Origin of the sequence: Acidovorax lacteus, from assembly GCF_039540375.1 — a bacterium.
Lineage (GTDB): Bacteria > Pseudomonadota > Gammaproteobacteria > Burkholderiales > Burkholderiaceae_C > Acidovorax_G > Acidovorax_G lacteus.
Genome location: NZ_BAABEX010000013.1, coordinates 160,259 through 180,133, shown reverse-complemented (window position 1 = coordinate 180,133; position 19,875 = coordinate 160,259). Strand labels below are relative to the sequence as shown.

16 protein-coding genes are annotated in these 19,875 nt (G+C 70.1%); 11 read left to right on the top strand and 5 right to left on the bottom strand.

What is annotated here, in order from left to right:
- Positions 1-10: 10 nt before the first annotated feature.
- On the bottom strand, positions 11-1,024 hold the full coding sequence (locus ABD866_RS10175; protein ID WP_345064181.1) for a fumarylacetoacetate hydrolase family protein: 1,014 nt from the start codon (positions 1,022-1,024) through the stop codon (positions 11-13).
- Positions 1,025-1,131: 107 nt separating this feature from the next.
- Here ABD866_RS10175 and ABD866_RS10170 point away from each other — a divergent pair, with 107 nt between their 5' ends.
- From ABD866_RS10170 to ABD866_RS10160, 3 genes are all read left to right on the top strand, one after another.
- Positions 1,132-1,914, top strand: a complete 783-nt coding sequence (locus ABD866_RS10170) for an IclR family transcriptional regulator (protein ID WP_345064177.1) — start codon at positions 1,132-1,134, stop codon at positions 1,912-1,914.
- Between the two features lie 13 nt (positions 1,915-1,927).
- A complete protein-coding gene (locus tag ABD866_RS10165; RefSeq protein WP_345064174.1) occupies positions 1,928-3,130 on the top strand; it encodes a DUF3108 domain-containing protein in 1,203 nt (400 codons plus the stop codon).
- 201 nt (positions 3,131-3,331) lie between these two features.
- Positions 3,332-3,628: a BTH_I0359 family protein gene (locus ABD866_RS10160; protein WP_345064172.1), complete on the top strand. Its 297-nt coding sequence runs from the start codon at positions 3,332-3,334 to the stop codon at positions 3,626-3,628.
- Positions 3,629-4,050: 422 nt separating this feature from the next.
- Here ABD866_RS10160 and ABD866_RS10155 read toward each other — a convergent pair whose 3' ends face one another.
- From ABD866_RS10155 to ABD866_RS10145, 3 genes are all read right to left on the bottom strand, one after another.
- A complete protein-coding gene (locus tag ABD866_RS10155) occupies positions 4,051-5,145 on the bottom strand; it encodes an AbrB family transcriptional regulator (RefSeq protein ID WP_345064169.1) in 1,095 nt (364 codons plus the stop codon).
- Between the two features lie 261 nt (positions 5,146-5,406).
- Positions 5,407-5,961: a hemerythrin domain-containing protein gene (locus tag ABD866_RS10150; RefSeq protein WP_345064166.1), complete on the bottom strand. Its 555-nt coding sequence runs from the start codon at positions 5,959-5,961 to the stop codon at positions 5,407-5,409.
- The gene (locus ABD866_RS10145) at positions 5,958-8,408 is read right to left on the bottom strand and encodes an adenosylcobalamin-dependent ribonucleoside-diphosphate reductase (RefSeq protein WP_345064161.1); all 2,451 of its coding nucleotides are present in this window, start codon (positions 8,406-8,408) and stop codon (positions 5,958-5,960) included. The genes ABD866_RS10150 and ABD866_RS10145 overlap by 4 nt, the downstream gene beginning before the upstream one ends.
- Before the next feature lie 195 nt (positions 8,409-8,603).
- Between ABD866_RS10145 and ABD866_RS10140 the strand changes: the two genes are divergently transcribed.
- Positions 8,604-9,557 carry a ChaN family lipoprotein gene (locus ABD866_RS10140; RefSeq protein ID WP_345064158.1) on the top strand — a complete coding sequence of 318 codons (954 nt, stop codon included), beginning with the start codon at positions 8,604-8,606 and terminating at the stop codon, positions 9,555-9,557.
- Positions 9,558-9,819: 262 nt separating this feature from the next.
- Here ABD866_RS10140 and ABD866_RS10135 read toward each other — a convergent pair whose 3' ends face one another.
- Positions 9,820-12,120, bottom strand: coding sequence for a putative bifunctional diguanylate cyclase/phosphodiesterase (locus ABD866_RS10135; RefSeq protein ID WP_345064155.1), 2,301 nt, complete (start codon positions 12,118-12,120; stop codon positions 9,820-9,822).
- 99 nt (positions 12,121-12,219) lie between these two features.
- On the opposite strand from ABD866_RS10135, the gene purU reads away from it, so the two are divergent.
- The 7 genes from purU (at position 12,220) to ABD866_RS10100 (ending at position 19,868) form a co-directional block, all read left to right on the top strand.
- Positions 12,220-13,068, top strand: a complete 849-nt coding sequence (gene purU, locus ABD866_RS10130) for a formyltetrahydrofolate deformylase (protein WP_345064153.1) — start codon at positions 12,220-12,222, stop codon at positions 13,066-13,068.
- Between the two features lie 138 nt (positions 13,069-13,206).
- Positions 13,207-14,109, top strand: a complete 903-nt coding sequence (locus ABD866_RS10125; protein ID WP_345064150.1) for a LysR substrate-binding domain-containing protein — start codon at positions 13,207-13,209, stop codon at positions 14,107-14,109.
- Between the two features lie 232 nt (positions 14,110-14,341).
- Positions 14,342-16,747: a choice-of-anchor X domain-containing protein gene (locus ABD866_RS10120; RefSeq protein ID WP_345064148.1), complete on the top strand. Its 2,406-nt coding sequence runs from the start codon at positions 14,342-14,344 to the stop codon at positions 16,745-16,747.
- The gene (locus ABD866_RS10115; RefSeq protein ID WP_345064144.1) at positions 16,744-17,196 is read left to right on the top strand and encodes a CPBP family glutamic-type intramembrane protease; all 453 of its coding nucleotides are present in this window, start codon (positions 16,744-16,746) and stop codon (positions 17,194-17,196) included. Before ABD866_RS10120 ends, ABD866_RS10115 begins: the two co-directional genes overlap by 4 nt.
- 95 nt (positions 17,197-17,291) lie before the next feature.
- Positions 17,292-18,791, top strand: coding sequence for an FAD-linked oxidase C-terminal domain-containing protein (locus ABD866_RS10110; RefSeq protein WP_345064140.1), 1,500 nt, complete (start codon positions 17,292-17,294; stop codon positions 18,789-18,791).
- A gap of 8 nt (positions 18,792-18,799) precedes the next feature.
- Positions 18,800-19,159 carry a CidA/LrgA family protein gene (locus tag ABD866_RS10105; RefSeq protein WP_345064138.1) on the top strand — a complete coding sequence of 120 codons (360 nt, stop codon included), beginning with the start codon at positions 18,800-18,802 and terminating at the stop codon, positions 19,157-19,159.
- Positions 19,143-19,868 carry an LrgB family protein gene (locus ABD866_RS10100; protein ID WP_345064136.1) on the top strand — a complete coding sequence of 242 codons (726 nt, stop codon included), beginning with the start codon at positions 19,143-19,145 and terminating at the stop codon, positions 19,866-19,868. The genes ABD866_RS10105 and ABD866_RS10100 overlap by 17 nt, the downstream gene beginning before the upstream one ends.
- The last annotated feature ends 7 nt before the right edge of the window (positions 19,869-19,875 follow it).

The following is a 19,875-nucleotide window of genomic DNA, read 5'->3' as shown; positions in this document are numbered from 1 at the left end:
CCCGCGGGGCCTACTCGCCCCCGGGCGCGACAATCGTCTGGTCGATGGCCCCGAACACGCTCTGCCCGTCGCGGCCCTTCATCTCGATGCGGATGGTGTCGCCATAGCGCATGTAGTCGGTGCTGGGCTGGCCGTCCTGCAGGGTTTCCATGCAACGCTTCTCGGCAATGCAACCATAGCCCTTGGGCCAGTCGAGGCGGCCCTTGTGCTCCACGGGCGGGTTGCTCACGGTGCCGCTGCCCACGATGGAGCCCGCGCGCACATGGCGCGTGGTGGCCAGGTGGGCGATCAACTGGCCGAAGTGGAAGTGCATGTCGGGCCCGGCGTCGCACAGGCCCACGCGGCGGCCGTTCCAGGTGGACTGCAGCGTCAGGTGCACGCGGCCGTGCTGCCAGGCGTCGCCCAGCTCGTCCGGCGTCACGGCCACGGGGCTGAAAGCGGTGGCGGGCTTGCTCTGCACAAAGCCGAAGCCCTTGGCCAGCTCGGCGGGGATCAGGTTGCGCAGGCTCACGTCGTTGGCCAGCATCACCAGGCGGATGCCGTCGAGCGCCTGCTCGGGCGAGGCGCCCATGCGCACGTCGCCCGTGATGACGGCGATCTCGGCCTCGAAGTCGATGCCCATGGCCTCGCTGGGCACCACCACGTCGTCGCAGGGGCCGAGAAAATCGTCGCTCGCGCCCTGGTAGATCAGCGGATCGGTGCGCAGGTTCTCGGGCACTTCGGCCCCGCGCGCCTTGCGCACCAGCTCCACGTGGTTGAGGTAGGCCGAGCCATCGGCCCACTGGTAAGCGCGGGGCAGCGGGGCCATGCAACGGGCCGGGTCGAACGGGAACGCATGGCGCGCGCGACCGGCATTGAGCTGCTCGTACAGATCCTGCAACTGCGGCGCGAGGAAGTTCCAGTCGTCCAGCACCTGCTGCAGGCGGTGGGCGATGCCGGTCGCATAATGCGCGGTGCTCAGATCACGGGAGACGACGACGAGCTGGCCGTCGCGCGAGCCGTCTTTGTACGTGGCGAGTTTCATGGGGTGGCAGCGTCCGCAGTGGCCGGGGCATCGGTGCCCCGCATTGACATCGGTCGGGTGCTTGCGCCCCGCCCAGGACCGCGGATTCTATTGACTACAGACAGCGCATGGCCAAGGAACGTGCAGGCATTCAATCGGTGGAAGTCGGCTACGCCCTGCTGGAAGGGCTGGCCCGCGCGCGCGGGCCGCAGATGCTCAAGGATCTGGCGGCCTCGGCCGGCATGAGCCCGGCCAAGGCCCACCGCTACCTGGTGAGCTTTCAGCGCCTGGGCCTGGTGATGCAGGACCACCGCAACGCCCGGTACGACCTCGGCCCCGCCGCGCTCAAGCTGGGCCTGGCATCGCTGGCGCGTATCGACGCCATGCGCCTGGCGCGCGACCGGCTGCCCGCACTGATGGACCAGATCGGCCACACCCTGGCGCTGGCCGTGTGGGGCAACCACGGGCCCACCATCGTGCACTGGGAAGAGTCACCCCAGGCCGTGACCGCCAACCTGCGCCTGGGCGACGTCATGCCGCTGCTCTCGTCGGCCACAGGGCGCTGCTTTGCCGCCTACATGGCGCCCGAGGTGGTGGCACCGCTCATCGAACAGGAGCTGGCCCAGGCCCGCAAGGCCCGCCGCGCCGATCTGCCCGGCAGCCCGGCCGAGGTGCAGGCGCTGCTGGCCGAAGTGCGCACCCGCGGCGCAGCGCGCGTGGTCGACACCCTGCTGCCCGGCATCGTCGCGTTTTGCGCGCCGGTGTTCGACTTCGACGGACACCTCGTGATCGGTCTGACCACGCTGGGTTCGGTGGCCACCTTCGACCCCGAATGGGACGGCGCGGTGGACAGCGCATTGCGCGCCGCTGCGGCCCAGCTGTCGCGCGACCTGGGCGCGGGCAGCGCCTGACGGAGGCCGCCGCATGCCCCGACGCGCCGGCCCGCCGCTGGTCGGCATCACGCTGGCCGTGGTCGCCGCACACGCCCTGGTGCTGGGCGGGCTGCTGCAGAGCGCACACTGGCAGCCCGGGGCGGCGCCCCCAGCACCCGTGGTGATCGAGGCGCTCCTGACAGCGCCTCCAGCCCCCGTGCCTGAAGCAACGCCTGTCACAGCGGCGGCTGCGCCCGCCGCGCCCACACGGCCCCCACGCCCGGCCCCCAGCGTCTCACCCCGAGCGCAGCCGCCAGCCCCCGACCCGGCACCCAGTCCAGAGCCCGCCCAGGCAACATCGCCTGCCGCCGTGGCCCCCACGGCAGTGATGCCTGCCACCGATGCCGCAGCCGAACCGCCGTCGATGCCGGCCAGCGCGGCGGCTTCACCCCCGGCCGTGCCAGTCGCCACGGCCAGCGCCAGCACCGTGGCCGCAGCCGCGCCCGATGCCGAAGGCGAGGAGTCGGGTGCCGAGTCGGCCGACATCCCGCTCAACGCCGGGGTGTGGATGCGCACGCCCGGCGGTGCCGACGAAGTGGCCGCCCCCGGTATGGCCGCGCGGGTGCCCGCCCCCACCCGCCTGGCGTTTGACGTACAGGGCCAGGCCAAGCGCCTGCAATACAGCGCGCGCGCCGAATTGCTGTGGCAGCACGACGGCCAGCGCTACACCGCGCGCCAGCAGATCAGTGCGTTTCTGCTCGGCTCGCGCATTCAGCAAAGCACGGGCCGCATTGCGCCCGAAGGCCTGCAGCCCGAGCGCTTTGCCGACCGCCGCCGCAGCGAACAGGCCGCGCACTTCGACAGCGCCCAGGGGCGGGTCACCTTCAGCGCCAACACCCCGGCGCTGCAGGTGGGCGCCGGTGCGCAAGACCGGCTCAGCGTGTTCTTGCAGCTGGGCGCCTGGATTGCGGCCGACCCGCCCCGCTTTGCGCCGGGCACGCAGATCACGCTGACCACCGTGAGCGCGCGGTCCGCCGACCGCTGGACCTTCACCGTCGAAGGCGAAGAGACGCTGCAGGTGGGCGGCAGCCCCCTGCCCGCACTGCGCCTGCAGCGCCTGCCCCGCAAGGAATACGACCAGAAAGCCGAGCTGTGGCTGGCCCCGTCGCTGGGTTACCTGCCGGTGCGTATCCGCCTCACGCAAGCCAACGGCGACTTTGCCGACCTGCTGCTGCGCAGCCATTCCACGCCCTAGGCGGCCGCTGCGGCGGCGGCACTGTGGCGCCCGCGCCGCGAAAGCCTGGCCCTGCACAGGGTCAGGACCGCCCGACCGCCCACAGGTCCGGATTCATGAAATACTGGGGTTGCCAGCCCCGGAAACGTCCGGCCTTGAAGTCCGCGGCTTGGCGGCCATCTATGGGCTCAACGGGGCTGTTTCGGCCCCAGGGGAATTGCCATGCAAATGCTCTACGACTCTGAATCCTTTGTGGTGGTCCACATGTCGCCGGATGCCGTGGAAACCTCGGGCATCGTCCTCAACGACGGCGCAGAGCCGCGGCCCCAGCTCGTGCGCCACGGCTTTGAAATCGTGGACAAGCGCTCGGGCAAAGAGGTGTACCTGGACGGCTCCTGGGCCGAAATGTTCCAGGAACAGATCCGCGCCTGGCAGCGTGACACGCCCACGCAGGAAGAAGTGGAAGACGCGCTCGATCGCTACGCGGGGCTGGCGCAACATCCGGTGGTGGTGCATTAGACAGATACACCCCCCTGAGCCGCTGCGCGGCTTCCCCCCGCTCTCGCGGCGCTGCGCTTGCGGGCAGGGGGACGACATCCTCGCTGCGGGGCGGCCCTTGCTCGATGTCTCTGGCCTCTGGCCGCGCCGGTCTCGGTCGCTGTGACGAAACCCTTTCTCTGAGCCGCTGCGCGGCTTCCCCCCGCTCTCGCAGGGCTGCGCCCTGCGGGCAGGGGGACGACATCCTCGCTGCGGGGCGGCCCTTGCTCGATGTCTCTGGCCTCTGGCCGCGCCGGTCTCGGTCGCTGTGACGAAACTGTCTCTCTGAGCCGCTGCTCGGCTTGATCGTGTCGCAGTCTCTTACAGTCGCTTCGACTGCGTTCCCGCATCGCACAGTTCGCAGGCGAGCGCTCAGTAACAGGCCGCGTTGGGCCAGGCAGCCGTCACGCGGGCGGCATCACCTCGCGCCCATACAAGCGCCGGTACAAGGGCTCTACCAGCACCAGCACGGCCACCAGGCGGCAGACCTGGAAAGCGGTGACCACGGGCACGCCCAGCTGCAGCACCTTGGCGGTGATCGCCATCTCGGCAATGCCGCCGGGCGATGTGCCGAGCAGCAGCGTGACCCACGGCAAGCCCGTGCCCCAGGCCAGCAGCGCAGCAAAGCCGGCGCACAGCAGCATCAGCACCACCGTGCCCAGCGCCACCGCACCCAGCCAGCGCGGCGCGGCGCGCAAGAAGCCCGCGCGAAAGCGCACGCCCAGGCTCACCCCGATCACCAGTTGCGCCGCATTCACCAGCACCTGCGGCAGGGCCGACAGCGTCTGCCCGGTGGCCGTGAGCAGCATGGACACGACAAACGCCCCCATGAACCAGGGGTTGGCGCGGCCCAGGCGCTCCATCAGCAGTGCGCCCGCGCCAGTGAGTGCCGCCAGCATCGCCAGGCCGGCCAGGTCCACCTCGCGTGCGGCGGGCGGCAGCAGATCCACGCCGCGCAGGCCGCTCCACTGCAGCGCAAACGGAATGCTCACGGTGACGATCAGCAGGCGCAGGCTGTGGCTGGCGGCCACCAGGTCGGCGCGGGCGTTTTCGCGTTCGGAGATCAGCGTCATCTCCGACGCCGCGCCGATGGCCCCGGAAAAATAGCTCGTGGGCCGCATCATCGAGGGCGGCACGCCATGCAGGCGCGGCGCGTGCACCCGGTACAGCCACAGGCCGAACAGCCAGCCCAGCACCAAGGCCCAGGCAATGCCCAGCACGATGGCCCACCACAGGCTGCCCACCAGCGCCGTCACCTGGGGCGTGAAATACAGGCCCAGCGCAGTGCCGATCGTCCACTGCCCCGCATTGCGCAGGGGGCCCGCACTTTCGGTGGGCCCTCCGGCCATCGACACCAGCGAGGTGGCCAGCAGTGGCCCGATCATCCAGGGCAGCGGCGTGTGCAGTGCCACGCAGACTTCGGCCGCCGCCCAGGCCAGCAGCAGGGTGGCCACGGTGCGGGCCAGAAACGGAAAGCGCGAACGGATCTCAAAAAGCACACCGCAGTATCGCGCGCTGTGCGGGCGCGCTGGCGGCAGGTCCCTTGCCCAGCGGGCATGGCGGCCATCGCCGGGGGGCAGTGCAGAGGGGTGGATTGCAGCGGCAAAGGCAGTTCCGCAGGCGCGCCACGGCTCCGCAGGGCGGCGTGGGGCCCAAAAATGCACCACCCAAAGTGGCTTCTCGTGCTTATCCAGGATCGCTGAGTTGCTATTAAAAACTGAGCACCTGGCAACCATTCAGCTCCAGCCGGTGCCGCCGCCTCACCCCCGCCGCCGCCCCGCCATCTCCTGCCCCATGGCGGCCAGCGCTTGGGCGTCCAGTTGCGCCAGCGCCGCCGGGTAGGCCGTGCCCTCTTCGGCGGCGATATGCGCGCCGTAGCGCTGGGCGAAGCGGTCGAACAGGGCCGCGTGCTCGGGGCTGAAGGCCTGCAGGGCGCCGTCGGCCAGCGCGGCCAGGGGCACGCGGGCGGCGGCCCAGTCGGCGGCCATGGCGCGGTGGTCGGCTTGCAGGCGCTGCACCAGCGCAGCCACGGCCGGGGGGCCGGTGCGCAGCAGCAGGGGGAAGACGTGGCGCTCTTCGTCGTCGTGGTGCAGCGGGGCGGCAATGTCGAAGTAGCGCAACACGTCGCGCGCGGCCTGGCGGGCGTCGGCGTCGGCCCCATGGGTGGCCACGTGGGTGCGCAGGCGCTGCAGCAGGGCCAGGGTGCGCTCAACGCGTTCGTGGCAGGCTTCGAGCATGGCCATGGGTTCGTCAAAGCCCACGGCCGGGGCGCCAAAGCCCGGCAGCGCGCGGCCTGGGGCGGGCGCGGCGCTCATCCGCACGCGCCCAGCTGGCCGCACTGGGTGCAGTAGTCGCAGCCATCTTTGCGGATGACGGCGTGCGCGCCGCATTCGCTGCACTTCTTGCCCGCCATGGCGGTGGGCAGGGGCAGCGGTGCGGCATCGGGCTCGTCGAGCGGCAGCGCCTGCTGCACTGGGTCGGCCTTGCGGCGCTCCAGGATGTTCTGGATGGCGTAGGCCATGGCGGCCACTTCGGAGTCGTGCCACATGGGCACGAGGGTGCCGTCGTCCTTGCGGTGCGTGCCCAGGCGCACGGGGCCGCGGTCCCAGGCGACCTTGCGCATGTCGGACAGCGCCCGCTCCAGAAAACCGCCGCGCGCGGCCAGCGACAGCAGCCGCATGCTGGAGGTGATCCACTGCTGCGATTCGCCGCTTTGCCCCACGGGCATGAAGAACTCGATGGCCCGGTCCACCGTGTGATGGCCCACGCCCGTGGGCACGGGCAGGAAGGACACGATCAGGTACAGGGTCTTGCGGCCGTCCTGCGTCCAGTATTCGACCTTTTCGGCCACGGCCGAGAGTCCGCCTTTGGGGCGGCTTTCGATCACGGTGCGCATCGGATCGGGTGGCACGGCGGGCGCGGCCACCGGGGCCGGAGCGGGCGCGGCAGCGGGTGCCGGGGTCACGGGCGCTTCGAGCACCGAGCCCAGGATGGCGTTGGGCCGGTAGGTGGCCAGGCCCTTGAGCCGTGCGCGCCAGGCCTGCAGGTACAGATCCTTGAAGTCGCCATACGGGTAGTCGGCCGGAATGTTCACGGTCTTGGAAATGGCCGTGTCCACAAAGGGCTGCACGGCTTCCATCATGGCAATGTGCTCCTGCGCCGACATGGCCAGGGCCGACACGAAGTATTCGGGCAGATGCTCCACGTTGCCGCCCAGTTCGCGGTACAGGCGCCAGGCGTGGTCTTCGACTGCGTATTCGCTGGTGCTGCCGTCGGCCTCGCGCTTCTTGCGCTTGTACATCCACGAAAACGGCGGCTCGATACCGTTGGAGGCATTGTCGGCAAAGGCCAGGCTCACGGTGCCCGTGGGCGCAATCGACAGCAGGTGGCTGTTGCGGATGCCGTGCGCGCGGATGCGGGCCTGCAGCTCGGCCGGCAGGCGGCTGGCAAAGGTGCCCGGGGCCAGGTAGCCCGCCGCGTCAAAGCGCGGGAAGGCGCCCTTCTCGCGCGCCAGTTCCACCGACGCCGCATAGGCCGCGTTGCGCAGGCGCTCGGCAATGCGCGCGGCCATGGCGCGGCCTTCGTCGCGGTCGTAGCGCAGCGTGAGCATGGCCAGCGCATTGCCCATGCCGGTAAAGCCCACGCCGATGCGCCGCTTGGCCATGGCCTCATCGCGCTGCTGCACCAGAGGCCAGTAGGTCACGTCGAGCACGTTGTCGAGCGCGCGCACCTGCACGGCCACGGCCTGCTCGAACGCGTCGAAGTCGAACGCGGGCACGCCGCCAAAGCCGAACGGGTTGCGCACGAAGCGCGTAAGGATGATGGGGCCGAGGTCGCAGCAGCCGTAGGACGGCAGCGGCTGCTCGCCGCAGGGGTTGGTGGCGGCGATCTGCTCGCAGTAGTGCAGGTTGTTGTCTTCGTTGATGCGCCCCAGGAACAGGATGCCGGGCTCGGCGAAGTCGTAGGCCGACTTCATGATGGTGTCCCACAGCGCGCGGGCCTGCACGGTGGCGTACACCCACAGGCCATCGGCGCGCTGGTGCGCGCCTTGCGCCAGCAGCGCCGCGCCGGGGCGGGCCTGGTGCACCAGCTCCCAGGCCTGGTCGTCCTGCACGGCGGCCATGAAATCGTCCGTCACGCCCACCGACACGTTGAAGTTGTTCCAGCGGCCCGGCGTGCGCTTGGCGGTGATGAACTCCTGCACGTCCGGATGGTCGATGCGCAGCACGCCCATCTGCGCGCCGCGGCGCGACCCCGCGCTTTCGACCGTGGCGCAGGACTGATCGAACACGTTGATGTAACTGCACGGGCCCGAGGCCATGGAAGCCGTGGCCTTGACCTCGGCCCCCCGCGGGCGGATGCGCGAAAAGTCATATCCCACGCCGCCGCCGCGGCGCATGGTTTCGGCGGCCTCACGCAGCGCTTCATAGATGCCGGGAAAGCCTTCTTCGTCCACGCCCTGGATACAGTCGCCCACAGGTTGCACGAAGCAGTTGATGAGCGTGGCCTGCAGGTCGGTGCCCGCGGCGCTCATGATGCGGCCCGCGCCGATGGCCCCGGCGCGCAGGTTCTCGAGAAAACGCGCCTCCCAGTGCGCGCGCTGCTCGGGGGCTTCGACCGACGCGAGCGCACGTGCCACGCGGGTGTAGAGCGCCTCGACCGATGCCTCGCCCGGTTTGAGGTACTTCTCGCGCAGCACATCCAGGCTGATGGGTTGCAGCGGCAGGGCGGTGGAGAGGGAGGGGTCGGATGCGCGCTTCATGGTCTGGAAATTAAATGCCGGCCACAGCCCGGCTGGGGGCGAAAGACACAAGGATTTACATCTGGCCGCCGGGCGGTGGCAGGCCCGCACCGCCACTGCCGATGGCGGGGTGCCGGGGCAGTGTAGGCGCCGCCGGCCGTAGGGGATTGACCGGGCGCAAAAGCCAGCGCTGGCGGCAGGCCCGTACCATGCGGCATGCCCATCGCTGCCCCACGTTCTGATCACCGCCGCTCGCTCTCGCCCACGGCCCGGCCGCTCGCGGGCACCCGGCCCTGGCACTTACCGGTGGCGCACCTGGCGCGTGCGCTGGCCGTGGCTGCCGCCCTGGGGGTGCTGGCTGGCTGCGCCATTCAAGGCAGCGCGACACTGCCCGCCGCCGAAGCCCCCATCGCCCTGGCCGATTGGCCGATCCGCGTGGCCGCCTTGCCCGCCGTGCCGGTGCTGCTGCTCGGTGAGCAGCACGACGCGCCCGAACACCAGCAGTTGCAGCGCGAAGCCGTACAGGCCCTGGCCGCCCGAGGCCGCCTGGCCGCACTGGTGATGGAAATGGCCGAACGCGGCCACAGCACCGCCGGCCTGCCGCGCACCGCCACGGCCACCGAAGTGCAGGCCGCCCTGCGCTGGCAGGACACCGCCTGGCCCTGGGCCGCCTACGGCCCGGTGGTGATGGCCGCGGTGCAGGCCGGGGTGCCAGTGCTGGGCGGCAACCTGCCGCGCAGCCAGATGCGCGCCGCCATGCAGAACACCGCCTGGGACGCGCACCTGCCGCCCGCGGCGCTGGCGCAGCAGCACACCGCCATCCGCGACGGCCACTGCGGCCTGCTGCCCGAGGCGCAGATCGGCCCCATGGCGCGCATCCAGATCGCGCGGGACGCGGCGATGGCCCAGACGGCACACGAGGCGCTGCAGCCCGGGCGCACCGTGGTGCTGGTGGCGGGCAACGGCCATGTGCTGCGCCGCCTGGGCGTGCCCACGCACTGGCCCACGGACTTCAAGTCGAAAGTGGTTGCAGCCCAGCAGGGACAAGCACAAGCCGCTATCAAAACAGAAGCCGACTGGGTGGTACTGACGCCTGCATTGCCACCGCGCGATGCTTGCGCCGAGCTGCGCGAACGCTGGCAGGCCCCGGCCCGCCCAGCCCCTGGCTGACGCCGCTGCAGGCCCTTGCCCCAAGGCTGGCAAGCAGACGCCACCACCCGGCGGCTGCGGTCTGCCCAGCGCACGCCACGGCGTCCTGGCGCGCCCCGGCGGCGCGCCCCCCCCGCTGGCCCAGCCCCGCATCCAAGCGCGCGGCCTGGCCCGATGGCAGCGCCAAGCACCCGCCCTCAATCACCCGCCACAATGGCATGCGGCCCAGCAAAATCAAGCACAAGCAGCTATTGATTCGATAGCACTCAGAGCAGGCCCCGCCTCAGGCTGCCGCCGACGGGGCTGTGGGCGGCGCGGGGCGGCCGTCCGAGTGGGCCTGCGCACGCAGCAAGGCCTCGAAGGCCTCGGCAGGCAAGGGGCGACTGCACAGGTAGCCCTGGTAGTGGTCGCAGCCCCGCTCGCGCAGGCAGGCGAGCTGCGCCTCGGTTTCCACGCCTTCGGCCAGCACGTCCAGCCCCAGGCTGTGGCCCATGGCAATGATGGCGGTGCTGATGGCGAGGTCGTCGGCGCTGGCGGGCAGGTCCTGGATGAAGCCACGGTCGATCTTGAGCACGTCAATGGGCAGCTGCTTGAGCTGCCCGAGCGACGAGTAGCCGGTGCCGAAGTCGTCGATGGCCAGGCGCACGCCCAGCGCACGCAGGCGCAGCAGGGTGGTGCGCGCGTCTTCGGTGCGCTCGGCCAGCGCGGTTTCGGTGATCTCCAGCTCCAGTCGCGACGGCGGAAATCCGGTCTCGGCCAGCGCTGCGGCGGTGGCACCGGCCAGATCCGTCAGGTGAAACTGCCGGGGCGACACGTTCACCGCCAGGGTCAGGTCGGGCAGACCGGCGGCGCGCCACTGCTGGCCCTGGCGGCAGGCCTCGCGCACCACCCATTCGCCCAGCGGGCCGATGACGCCCGAGGTCTCGGCCACGGCGATGAAGCGCGCGGGCGGAATCAGGCCCTCCTGCGGGTCTTGCCAGCGCACCAGCGCCTCGGCCCCCACGATGCGGCCGGAGGCCATGTCCACCTGCGGCTGGTAGTACAAGCGCAGATGGCCCTGGGTGATGGCCGTGCGCAGGCGCGATTCGAGCGCGAGCCGCTCGCGCGCGGCTTGGGTCATGGCTTCGTGGAAGAAGCACCAGGCCCCGCGCCCCTGGGCCTTGGCACCGTACACGGCGGCGTGCGCGCCCTGCAGCAGGGCCTGGGGCTGCGCGGCGTGCTCGGGGTACAGGCAGATGCCGATGCTCGCGCCTGCGACCACCTCCAGCCCGTCGGGTGAGCGCCAGGGCTCGGCCACCGACCGGATCAGGTGGCGCGCCACGGCCTCGGCCCCTTCGTGGTGGCGCACCTGGCGCACCAGCACGGCCAGCTCGTCCCCGGCCAGGCGGCCCACGATGTCGCCCGGACGGGCCGCCGCCTGCACCTGGCGGGCGATGTGCTGCAGCACCTGGTCGCCGATCGCATGGCCGTAGCTGTCGTTCACATCCTTGAATCGGTCCAGGTTGATGAGCAGCACCGCCATGCGCTCGCCGGTAGCGCTGGCGTCTTGCACCGCCTGTTCGAGCTGGCGGGTGAACCCCGCGCGGTTGGACAGCCCCGTGAGCGCGTCGTGCAGCGCCAGGAACTCCATGCGCTGCTGCTGGGCCTTTTCCTGGGAGATGTCGGTGAACATGCACACGTAGTGCGTGATCTCGCCCGCCGGGCTTCGCACGGCGCTGAGCGACATGTACTCGGGAAACACCTCGCCGTTCTTGCGGCGGTTCCAGATCTCGCCCTGCCAGTGGCCCGTCTCGCGCATGGAGGCCCACATGGCCTCGTAGAACGCGGCGTCGTGGCGGCCTGACTTGAACACGCGCGGCGTCTTGCCGAGCAGTTCGGCCTCGGTATAGCCGAGCATGCGCGTGACGGCCGCGTTGACCGACAGGATGCGGCTGTGCGCATCCGTCACGACCACGCCCTCGACGGTGTTGTCCACCACGGCCGAGGCCAGGCGCTCCCGGGTGTCCGACGCGGCCAGCGCGTTGCGCGCGGCCTGCAGTTCGCGCAGATCCTGCAGCACGCACACCAGATGCGGCGGCGCGTCGCCCGTCTCCGCCACGGCCGTGACGGTGCACAGCACCGGCAGCACCGTGCCGTCATCCGGCCTCACGCACTCGCGCTCGCCCGCGTCATGGTCCTGCCTGCCGCTGAACAGGCGGTCCAGCCCCCGGGCGGCCCAGTCGCGGTCTGGTGCACGCACGATGTCCCGGAAGTTCAGGCTGCGGGCGCGGGCTTCGTCCACGCCCAGCATTTCGCACAGGCGCTCGTTGGCCCACAACAATTGGCCCTGCGGACCCACCCGCGCAATGCCCGCAGGCGCATGGCGCACGATCTGGTAGAGCTCCTGCTGGGTGGCCAGACGCGCCTGCTCCGAGTGCCGCACGCGGTGCAGCAGCCACCACGCCAACCCGCTGGTCAGCAGCACATAGGTCCAGCCCTTCCAGGTCTGGAGTTCGGTCAGCCGCTGCGGGTCTTGCACCCATTCGGCCAGCAACAAGTCGCCTGCAAAGACCCAGGCAACACCCACGGCAAGGTACAGGAGCATCCCCCGCCACGGAAACCAACGTGAGGCATGCGCCTCCGGTTTTCCCATCCTGATTCCTCATCCACGCTGGCGCGCCCTTGCTGCGACAATTGCACAGACATGAACGCGACCTACATCCTCACCCTCTCCTGCCCCGACCGGCTCGGGCTGGTGCACGCCGTCTCCGGCTTTTTGCTGGAGCACGGGGGCAACATCGAAGAAGCTGCCCAATACAACGACCAGGCCACCGGTCTGTTTTTCATGCGCGTGCAGTTCGCCTGCACCCGCCACGACCGCGCCACGCTGCAGCAGCACCTGGCCAGCTTTGCAGAGCCTTACCAAATGCGCTGGAGCCTGCACGCCGGGCATGAGCCCATGCGCACCGTGATCATGGTAAGCCGCGAAGGGCACTGCCTCAACGATCTTTTGTTCCGCTGCAAAAGCAGGCTGCTGCCGCTGGACGTGCGGGCCATCATCAGCAACCACCGCGACTTCTACCAGCTCGCGGCCAGCTACAACATTCCGTTTCACCACATCCCGGTCACGGCCGACACCAAACCCCAGGCCGAAGCGCGTCAGTTCGAGATTATCGAAGCCGAAGGGGCCGAGCTGGTGGTACTGGCCCGCTACATGCAGGTGCTTTCCAACGACCTGTGCGGCAAGCTCGCCGGACGCGCGATCAACATCCACCACAGCTTCCTGCCGAGCTTCAAAGGCGCCAAGCCCTATTACCAGGCCCACGACCGGGGCGTGAAGCTCATCGGCGCCACCGCCCACTATGTAACGGCCGACCTCGACGAAGGTCCGATCATCGAACAGGATGTGACCCGGGCGGACCACACGGACACGGTGGAAGACCTCACCGCCCGCGGGCGTGACACCGAAAGCCTGGTGCTCGCCCGCGCCGTGAAGTGGCACAGCGAGCACCGCGTGCTGCTCAACGGCCACAAGACCGTGGTCTTCCGCTAGCCCGATGACATCTCCCGCTGAGCGGCGGCGCCGCGCCCTCTCGCTCTCGCATGGGTCCGCCCTGCGGGCGGGGGAACGCCGCCTGCGCGGCGGGGCGGCCCTTACGCGGCGGCCACTGGTCACTAGGGCTGGCTGAACATGGCAACCGCAGGCCCGTCGCCCCTGCTCACCGCAGCCGTGCGGCGCATCCCGCCCATCCAGTGCCTGCTCACATTCGAGGCGCTGGCGCGGCTGCGCAGCGTGACGCAGACGGCCGATGAGCTGTGCGTGACGCCCAGCGCCGTGAGCCACCGCGTCAAGCAGCTCGAACAGATTCTGGGCGTGCGATTGTTCGGACGGGCCGACTTTTCCCTCACCACCGAAGGCAGCGCTTACCTGGCCCATGTGCGCGAGGGCCTGGGCGCGCTGCAGCGATTTCCGGGCACGGCGCTCGCGCCGGGGCGGCGGCGGCTCAAGCTGGCGGTCACGCCCACATTTGCGCGCACCATCCTGATCCCGCGGCTGCGCCAGTTCACCGAGGCCTATCCCGAGATCGACCTCACGCTACAGGTGTCCATCCCGCTGCTGGACGTGGTGGCTGAGGACGCAGACCTCATGGTGCGCTTCGGGCCCGGCCACTACGCCGACGTCGAGCATCTAGAACTGGCGCGCGACGTGGTGACGCCGCTGGCCTCGCCCGCGTTTGTGCGGGAGCACGGCCCCTTTGACCGGCCCGAAGACCTGGAAGGCCAGCCCCTGCTGCGCAGCCCGCTGGAGCCCTGGCGCACCTGGTTCGCCGCCATGCGCCTGGACTGGCCCGAGCCCGCGGAGGGCTCGCAGTTCAACGACATCGGCCTGATGTGCGACGCCGCCGCAGCCGGCATGGGGGTGGCCCTGGTGCGCCTGAAGCTCGGGGCCCCCTGGCTGGACAACGGCACCCTGGTGCGCCTGTATGCCGAAGACGTGCCCAGCCCGCACGCCCACTACCTGTGCTGGCGCGCTGGCACCATGGAACGCTGGGAATGCGCAGCTTTTGCGCAGTGGCTCAAGGGCACGCTGTAGCGCCAACACCTGCACCAAGACCAACCGCGGGCCTGCTGCGTCCTCCGTCAGGAGGCCCCGAGGACTTGGCGCAGTTTTCGGTTGCCAACCGGCGCACCCGTTCGCATACTGCGCCCCCAGGAGGGGGAGCTTGCGGGTCGGCGTCGTGATCGCCCACCTGCGCGCTGGTCATCGGGGGGTACAGCCACCCGGGGCGGGAAGGCTTCCCGAACGCACACCACGAGGAGCCACCATGCACACCACCCCGATGCGCACCAGCGCACGCCCCCTGCCCACCCGCCTGATGGCCGCACTGCTGGCCGCTGCGCTGGTGGCACAGCCCATCATTCCGGCCTATGCGGCCAACCACCCGCTGTCGGCCGTACGCGACGTCAACACCATTGACTACGTGGTGAACGTGGACTGGGACTATGACAACCCGCCCACCCAGGCCGCCAACCCGTCCCAGCGGCTGGATCGCAACTACATCACCGAGGTGCTGCGGGTGATGGCGCGCAGCAAATTCACGGCGACGGAAGGCCGCCACCGCGTGGGAACGGTCTATGTCTACAAGGGCGGCCGGTTCGGCGACAACGTGGACATCCGCATGCTCAACAGCAATGGCCGTTCGGCCGCCAACGTGGCGGGCTGGGGCAAGCGGGGCACCACTTCGTACAACCACCTGGCGTTTCAGAACGCTCCGGAATCCATCGACGCCCTGGGCAAGGTGATCAACCATGAACTCGGCCATTACACCTACGGCCTGCTGGACGAATACGTCGAGGAAGGTGCGCCGCTCAAGCCCGACGATCCGGGCAGCCCCTCGGGAGTGGACACCCCGAAGAACACAGCGATGAACAACCACCTGCAGTTCGTCTCGCTCTCGACCCCGGCCGACTACGCGGACCCGACCAAGCGCCAGACAGCCCAGGCCCGCGTGTTTGCCACCGCAGGCGACGGCTCGGGCGGAAGCGCCTGGGAAACCCTCACACGCCCCGCCGAGCAAGACCCGCCCGCGGCCCGCGCGTATGGCCGTACGTTCTTTGAAGCCTTCCGAGGCGTGGACCCCGCGGCCCTGCGCCTGCAAGCGCCCACCGAAGGCTTTGACACCCAGCTGCGCGTCGTGTTTGCCGCCGCTCCGGTGTTTCGCGACGTGATCGTGATCGACCGCACCCTGCCGGCGGCCCGGCTGGCCGATCTGCTGCAGGCGGCACGCGCACTGGTCAACCAGGCCGGTGCCGATGCGCAGTTCGCGGTCGTGGCCTCGCCCGCAGCGGGAGCCGATCCAGTGCTTGGCTTCACCACCGCCGATGCCGAGGGCAAGCAGGCACTGAACGCCGCCCTGGACGGCATCCAGCCGGCTGGTGAAGGCAGCTTCAACAGCCTCACCGCCTTCACCAAGGCCTATCAGCTCATCGCCGGCGTGCGCCAGAGCGGTGATCCGGCCACCGTGCACCTGCTCACCGGCTCGGAAACCGTGTTGCCCGTTGAAACCCTGACCACTGCGCGCACCGCCCGCGTGGCTGTGAACCCCTTGGGCCTGAGCGGAGGCGGCACCGAAGCGCGGCAGGCCCGCACCAAGGCGGCGCTGGCGCAATCGGCGGCCGGCCAGACCGTCAACCTTGCCCAGGTGGCGCAGCAGACCGGCGGGGCGTACAACGTTGCGCGCAACGGCGCCGAAGCCGCCAAGGACGCAGCCCGTGCCCTCAACGAAGTGCATTCCAACCCCTTTGCCTTTGTGCGCGTGGACGGCACGACCGCGCTGCCGGCCGGAGGCCGCTTCAGCAGCCAGTTCCGCGTGGCCAGCAGCGCCATCGACGGCCCAGTGGAGGCCGAAGCTTTCTTTGATCCGCAAGACGCGGGCAAGCTGAGCTTCAGCCTCGTCGCCCCCGATGGCCGGGTGTTCACGCCGGGCAATGCGCCGGCAGGCGTCGAATTCGAGACCGAGCCCGGGGAGGGCCTGTTCACGGTGCGCATCGGCACCGGGGTGGCGGCCCGTGCAGGCACGTGGACGATTCAGGTCAGCTCGGCGTCTGCGATGGTGGATGGGCTGGGGATCGACGTGGCGACCGAGTCGCGCATGGCGCTGAACGCCACAGCCCTGGGCGGCAGTGTGGGCGCGGCCACCGCGCCCGTGCTGCGCGCGACCCTGGGCGCCGACAAGCGTATCAAAGGGGCGCGGGTCGTGGCCACGGTGTACGACGAGGACGGCAACACCGTGCTCGACAACGCCGTGCTGCGCGATGACGGGGTGGCACCCGACGTGCGCGCTGGCGATGGTGAGTACACGCTTTCGCTGGACGGCAAACTCAAGGCGGGCGAGTACTACGCCTACGTCCGCTCGGTCACCGACAGCAACGCGCGTGTGGCCCCGCTGGGCGCGCTGATCAAGGGCGCACGCCAGGAAGAAGTGCCAGTGGAAGCGTTTGAGCGCGAAGTGGAAGTGGCGTTCTCGCTCGAAGCCGGGGCGCCCGGCGTGGTGACCGACAGCGCCCCCGCGCCAACGCCGACACCAACGCCCACCCCGCCCAGTGACGGCGGTGGCGGTGGCTGCACAGTCAACCCCGACGGACGCGATGCCTCGCTGGCGCTGCTGCTGGGCCTGGGCCTGCTGGGATGGGCGCTGCGCCGACGCCGCAGCGACACGCCCGACGCATGACGGGCCCGGTGCAGGCGGTGCTGCGGCGCGCTGCATGGCTGCTGGCCGCCTGCTGGCTGATCGCCCCGGTGGGTGCGTGGATCGCGCACCAGCGGCTGGGCATGGCGCTCGCGCCCGCCGACTGGCAGACCTGGATGTGGGTGCTGGCAGGCGCCCCTTGGCTGGAGGAATGGATCTTCCGGTCCTTGCTGCAGCAGGGCCTCGCCCAGTGGCTGGCCCCGCGCTGGAGCGCACCGCGTGCCGCCTGGCTGGCCGCCCTGCTGTCTGCCGCAGGCTTCGCACTGGCCCATGCCCCAGCCTACGGGCTGGCGGCCCTGTGGTGGGGACTTCCGGGGCTGGCCCTGGCGATGCTATGGCGGCAGGGCGCAGGTCTGCCCGCCTGCGTGGCGACGCACGCGTGGTTCAACGCCTGCCTGGCCGGTGTTTCGGCGTGGTCGCTACACGGCTGAGCCGCTGGACGCAGCCCGCGCGCGACGCACGGCGCTCACAGGCGCTTTGACGATTCTTCAACACCGCCCTCGCCACCCGGCGTAGAGTTGCGGCTGTGAACGCACCCCACTCCCCCGCCCTGGGTCAGGCCGCGCGCCAGGCCCTCCAGCAGCGTGTCGTCCAGGCCCTGGCCGAGGTGCTGCCCGAGCATTCGCTGCTCTGGCAGGCCGAAGACACGACCCCGTATGAATGCGACGGCCTCACCGCCTACCGCCAGCGGCCTTTGGTGGTCTGCCTGCCCGAGACCGAAGACGAGGTGCAGGCGGTGCTGGTCACCTGCCACCGCCTGGGTGTGCCTGTGGTGGCGCGCGGTGCGGGCACCGGCCTGTCGGGCGGGGCCATGCCCCATGCCGAAGGCGTGACGCTGTCGCTCGCGCGCTTCAACCGCATCCTCGAAGTCGACCCGGTGAGCCGTACGGCCACCGTGCAGTGCGGTGTGCGCAACCTGGCCATCAGCGAAGCGGCCGCACCCTACGGGCTGTACTACGCGCCCGACCCGAGCAGCCAGATTGCCTGCACCATCGGCGGCAACGTGGCCGAAAACTCGGGCGGCGTGCACTGCCTCAAGTACGGGCTGACGGTGCACAACGTGCTGCGCGTGCGCGGTTTTCTGATGGACGGGCATCCGGTCGAATTTGGCAGCGAGGCGCTGGACACCCCGGGCTACGACCTGCTGGCCGCCATGATCGGCAGCGAAGGCATGCTGGCCGTGGCGCTGGAGGTCACGGTGAAGCTCGTGCCCAAGCCGCAGCTGGCGCGCTGCATCATGGCCAGCTTTGACGACGTGCGCAAAGCCGGCGACGCGGTGGCGGCCGTGATTGCGGCCGGCATCATTCCGGCGGGGCTGGAGATGATGGACAAGCCCATGACCGCAGCGGTCGAAGACTTTGTGCACGCAGGCTACGACCTGAGTGCCGAAGCCATCCTGCTGTGCGAGAGCGACGGCACGCCCGAAGAGGTGGAAGAAGAAATCGGCCGCATGAGCGCGGTGCTGCGCTCTGCCGGGGCCACGGCCATCGCCGTGAGCCGCGACGAAGCCGAGCGCCTGCGCTTCTGGAGCGGGCGCAAGAACGCCTTTCCAGCCAGCGGCCGCATCAGCCCGGATTACATGTGCATGGATTCGACCATCCCGCGCAAGCGCCTGGCCGACATCCTGCTCGCGATTGCCGAGATGGAGAAAAAGTACGGACTGCGCTGCGCCAACGTGTTCCACGCGGGCGACGGCAACCTGCACCCGCTGATCCTGTTCGATGCGAACGACCCCGACCAGCTGCGCCGCTGCGAGCTGTTTGGTGCCGACATCCTGGAGACCAGCGTGGCCATGGGTGGCACGGTGACGGGCGAGCATGGCGTGGGCGTGGAGAAGCTCAACAGCATGTGCGTGCAGTTCAGCGCCGAAGAAAACGCGCAGATGGTGGCGCTCAAGCAGGCCTTCGACCCGGCCGGGCTGCTGAACCCGGGCAAGGTGATTCCGACGCTGCACCGCTGTGCCGAGTACGGCAAGATGCTGGTGCGGGCCGGGCAGATCAAGCACCCGGATCTGCCCCGCTTCTGACACCGCTGATGAAACCCCTGCAAGGGCTGGCGTTCCTGTTGCTCATGCAGTCGGCAGGTGAAGCCCTGTCACACTTTCTGAAGCTGCCGGTGCCAGGGCCGGTGGTGGGCATGGTGCTGCTGCTGGCCGCCCTGCAATGGCCCCCGGTGCAGGAAGCGGTGGCGCCCACTGCGGGCTTTTTGCTCAGTCATTTGTCGCTGCTGTTTGTGCCGGTGGGCGTCGGGGTCATGACGCACCTGGCGCTGCTGAGTGCCTACGGACTTCAGCTGGTGGTGGTGATCGTGCTGTCCACCTGGGTGGGCATGGCGGTCACGGCGCTGGTGCTGCGCTGGCTGCAACCCAAGGCAGGCCATGCAGAACTTCGTTGAGCTTTGGGTCTATCTTTCGTCGGCCCCGCTGTTCGGGCTGACCGCCACCCTTGCGGTGTATGTGCTGGCGCAGGCGGTGTCGTGGCGCTCTGGGCACGCTCCGTGGGCCAACCCGGTGATGCTGTCGGTGGCGGTCCTGGCGGGCGTGCTGCTGGCCACCGGCACGGCGTACCCCACCTACTTTGCGGGGGCGCAGTTCATCCACTTCCTGCTCGGACCCGCCGTGGTGGCCCTGGGCTGGCCCCTGTGGCAGCGCCAGGCTGCGTTGCGCGCTCGCTGGGGTCGGCTGGTGGTGGCCTCTTTGCTGGGCGGCGGTGCCGCAGCCCTCAGCGCCGTGGGCCTGGGCTGGGCATTGGGGCTGCCGGGGGACGTGCTGCTGTCGCTGGCACCCAAGTCCATCACCGCCCCGGTGGCCATGGGGGTGGCCTCGCAAATCGGGGGCGTACCGGCACTGGCTGCGGTGTTTGCCGCCCTGACCGGCATGGTGGGTGCCCTCTCAGCCAAGTGGTTGTTGGATCTGCTGCGGGTGCCTTCCGACGCCGAAGGCATGGCGGTGCGCGGATTTGCGCTGGGCACCGCATCGCACGGGATCGGTGCGGCCCACGCGCTGCAAGTGCACCCCGACGCTGGGGCCTACGCGGGCCTGGCCCTGGGCCTGCAAGTGGTGCTGGCTGCGGTGCTGATGCCGCTGGCTTTCAAGCTGCTCTGACGGCGGG

Bases quoted from the DNA above. Each gene is read 5' to 3' on its own strand.
- ABD866_RS10160 (WP_345064172.1), top strand. From the start codon at position 3,332: ATGCAAATGCTCTACGACTCTGAATCCTTTGTGGTGGTCCACATGTCG.
- ABD866_RS10140 (WP_345064158.1), top strand. From the start codon at position 8,604: ATGCCCATCGCTGCCCCACGTTCTGATCACCGCCGCTCGCTCTCGCCC.
- ABD866_RS10125 (WP_345064150.1), top strand. From the start codon at position 13,207: ATGGCAACCGCAGGCCCGTCGCCCCTGCTCACCGCAGCCGTGCGGCGC.
- ABD866_RS10170 (WP_345064177.1), top strand. From the start codon at position 1,132: ATGGCCAAGGAACGTGCAGGCATTCAATCGGTGGAAGTCGGCTACGCC.
- ABD866_RS10100 (WP_345064136.1), top strand. From the start codon at position 19,143: ATGCAGAACTTCGTTGAGCTTTGGGTCTATCTTTCGTCGGCCCCGCTG.
- ABD866_RS10120 (WP_345064148.1), top strand. From the start codon at position 14,342: ATGCACACCACCCCGATGCGCACCAGCGCACGCCCCCTGCCCACCCGC.
- ABD866_RS10115 (WP_345064144.1), top strand. From the start codon at position 16,744: ATGACGGGCCCGGTGCAGGCGGTGCTGCGGCGCGCTGCATGGCTGCTG.
- ABD866_RS10135 (WP_345064155.1), bottom strand. From the start codon at position 12,120: ATGCTCCTGTACCTTGCCGTGGGTGTTGCCTGGGTCTTTGCAGGCGAC.
- ABD866_RS10105 (WP_345064138.1), top strand. From the start codon at position 18,800: ATGAAACCCCTGCAAGGGCTGGCGTTCCTGTTGCTCATGCAGTCGGCA.
- purU (WP_345064153.1), top strand. From the start codon at position 12,220: ATGAACGCGACCTACATCCTCACCCTCTCCTGCCCCGACCGGCTCGGG.
- ABD866_RS10165 (WP_345064174.1), top strand. From the start codon at position 1,928: ATGCCCCGACGCGCCGGCCCGCCGCTGGTCGGCATCACGCTGGCCGTG.
- ABD866_RS10150 (WP_345064166.1), bottom strand. From the start codon at position 5,961: ATGAGCGCCGCGCCCGCCCCAGGCCGCGCGCTGCCGGGCTTTGGCGCC.
- ABD866_RS10145 (WP_345064161.1), bottom strand. From the start codon at position 8,408: ATGAAGCGCGCATCCGACCCCTCCCTCTCCACCGCCCTGCCGCTGCAA.
- ABD866_RS10175 (WP_345064181.1), bottom strand. From the start codon at position 1,024: ATGAAACTCGCCACGTACAAAGACGGCTCGCGCGACGGCCAGCTCGTC.